Annotated in this window: 3 protein-coding genes; 1 reads left to right on the top strand and 2 read right to left on the bottom strand. The window is 76.0% G+C overall.

All coding sequences use genetic code 11. The features are described 5' to 3' along the window. Positions 1 to 24: 24 nt before the first annotated feature. Positions 25 to 621, bottom strand: a complete 597-nt coding sequence (locus tag ACFU6K_RS37570) for a hypothetical protein (RefSeq protein WP_380670926.1) — start codon at positions 619 to 621, stop codon at positions 25 to 27. A 50-nt stretch (positions 622 to 671) separates the two neighbouring features. After that, a complete protein-coding gene (locus tag ACFU6K_RS37565) occupies positions 672 to 1220 on the bottom strand; it encodes an RBBP9/YdeN family alpha/beta hydrolase (RefSeq protein ID WP_380670924.1) in 549 nt (182 codons plus the stop codon). Positions 1221 to 1477: 257 nt separating this feature from the next. Between ACFU6K_RS37565 and ACFU6K_RS37560 the strand changes: the two genes are divergently transcribed. Then, positions 1478 to 2044 carry a DJ-1/PfpI family protein gene (locus tag ACFU6K_RS37560; protein ID WP_049660089.1) on the top strand — a complete coding sequence of 189 codons (567 nt, stop codon included), beginning with the start codon at positions 1478 to 1480 and terminating at the stop codon, positions 2042 to 2044. Positions 2045 to 2138: the final 94 nt, after the last annotated feature.

Here is a 2138-nt window from a genome sequence, read left to right as displayed (position 1 = left end):
GTACTCAGGCAGGGCCGGGCCCGGCTACCGCGCCTCGACCGGCTCGCCGCTGTCCTGGTCGAGGTTGAACACCCGCCGGTAGGAGTCGGTCACCACGGTGATCTGCGAGCGGCCGGTCCAGCTCGCCCCCACCAGCCGGGCGTCGCCCGGTCCCCGGCCGATGTCCGCCAGCGACCAGCGCCGGGCCGACCAGCCCTCGCCGCTCTCCAGCAGCACCTGCCAGTGCTCGTCCGCGCCCGGCCCGGTGGCGTACGAGCGGTGCACCACCACCAGGGCCCGCTCGGCCCCGGCCGGGGCGTCCTCCCGGCTGCGGGTCTCGGCCGCCGACACCTTGTGCGCGGCCAGCACGCCGAGCAGGAACACCACGCCGGCGGTCACCGTGACCGCCCGGGTGGCCGTCCGCACCGCGGCGCGCGGGTCGCCCAGCCAGGCGGCCGCGATCAGTGCCGCCAGCGCCCCGCCGATCAGCAGCTCCGGCTGGTTGAGCAGGTCGGCGACCAGCATCCGCCCGCCCGAGCGGCTCTCCCACTGCCCCTCGGTGTAGAGCAGGACGGCGGCCAGCCCGCTGCCCGCCAGCAGCCGGACCAGGACGCGCCTGGTCCGGGACGTCCGTCGGTTCATCGTCCCCCGGTTCATCGTTCCCGCGCCCCCCGTTTCCCCCGTCGCCGCGGTCACAGCCCGGCGAGCAGCTCGCGGCCCTCCGGCCAGTCGCCCAGCCCGGAGTCGGAGTTGAGGTGCCCGTACGCGCCCGGCTCGACGTACCGGGCGCCCCAGGCGGCGGCGAACGCGCGGGCCCGCTCGGCCGAGACCCACGGGTCGTCGGTCGAGGAGACCACGACGGCCGGGAACGGGAACCGCTCCAGCGACACCGGGCGGAAGTCCACCAGCTCGGGGACCTCGGCGGTGTCGACGTCCGCCGGGGCGACCAGCAGTGCGCCCCGCACGACGGCGGTCCGCTCGGCGGACGCGGTGGCGGCCCAGTGGGCCGCGGTGACGCAGCCCAGGCTGTGGGCGACCAGCACGACCGGGCCTTCGGCGGCGGCCGCAGCCACCGCGGCGTCCACCCGGGCCACCCAGTCCGTCCGCTCCGGGTGGTCCCAGTCCGCCTGCTCGACCCGGCGGAAGGACTCCGGCTCGGCCGCCTCCCAGCGGGTCTGCCAGTGCTCGGGGCCGGAATTCTGGTAGCCGGGGAGGACGAGGTAGGTGGTGCGGTCGGGCATGGGCTCCTCCGGGAGCGGGACGGTCGCGGGCAGCAGGAGTCTAGGACGCGGGCCGCCGGCCCCCGCAGCCGGGCGCCCGACCCGGCGCGCACTCCCCGCAACCGGCGCACGTACCTCCGTATGCGCCGTCGTACGCCCGGTGCGCCCCATTGCCAACGGTGTCGCCGGTACGGGAGGTTGGACCGGGCCCGGGCCGGCCGCCACCGCCCGGCGCCCGTACCCGATCCGAGGCTCGACCACGTGGAGGGATGTCGGCGATGACATCGAAGATCCTGCTCGTCACCGGGGACGCCGCCGAGTCACTGGAGGTGTTCTACCCCTACCAGCGGCTGCGCGAGGAGGGCTACCAGGTCGACATCGCGGCCCCGACGAAGAAGCGCCTCCAGTTCGTGGTGCACGACTTCGTCGAGGGCTTCGACACCTACACCGAGAAGCCCGGCTACACCTGGCCCGCCGACGTGGCCCTCGCCGACGTCGACCCGGCCGACTACGCGGCCCTGGTCATCCCCGGCGGCCGCGCCCCCGAGTACCTGCGCAACGACCCGGACGTGCAGCGGATCGCCCGGCACTTCTTCGCCGAGGACAAGCCCGTCGCCCAGATCTGCCACGGCCCGCTGATCACCGCCGCCGCCGGCCTGCTGGACGGCCGCCGCAGCTCCGCCTACCCGGCGCTGGCCCCGGACATCAAGGCGGCGGGCGCCGAGTTCGTGGACGGCGAGGCGGTGGTGGACGGCGTCGTCGTCTCGGCCCGCGCCTGGCCCGACCACCCGGCCTGGCTGCGGGCCTTCATCGAGGTCCTGCGCACCAAGGCGCCGCTCGCCTAGCGTTGCCGCCGGAGCCGGACCCCGACACGTCTCGGGGTCCGGCTCCGGGATCCCTCGGGGGCGGGACCCCCACCCCAGGCGGACGATCCGGTCC

The sequence above is a fragment of the Kitasatospora sp. NPDC057512 genome (assembly GCF_042802135.1).
In the GTDB taxonomy this organism is placed as follows: domain Bacteria; phylum Actinomycetota; class Actinomycetes; order Streptomycetales; family Streptomycetaceae; genus Kitasatospora.
Note: the sequence above shows the minus strand (reverse complement) of the source record. Positions and strands in the feature narration are given on the sequence as shown.

Bases quoted from the DNA above. Each gene is read 5' to 3' on its own strand.
- ACFU6K_RS37565 (WP_380670924.1), bottom strand. From the start codon at position 1,220: ATGCCCGACCGCACCACCTACCTCGTCCTCCCCGGCTACCAGAATTCC.
- ACFU6K_RS37570 (WP_380670926.1), bottom strand. From the start codon at position 621: ATGAACCGACGGACGTCCCGGACCAGGCGCGTCCTGGTCCGGCTGCTG.
- ACFU6K_RS37560 (WP_049660089.1), top strand. From the start codon at position 1,478: ATGACATCGAAGATCCTGCTCGTCACCGGGGACGCCGCCGAGTCACTG.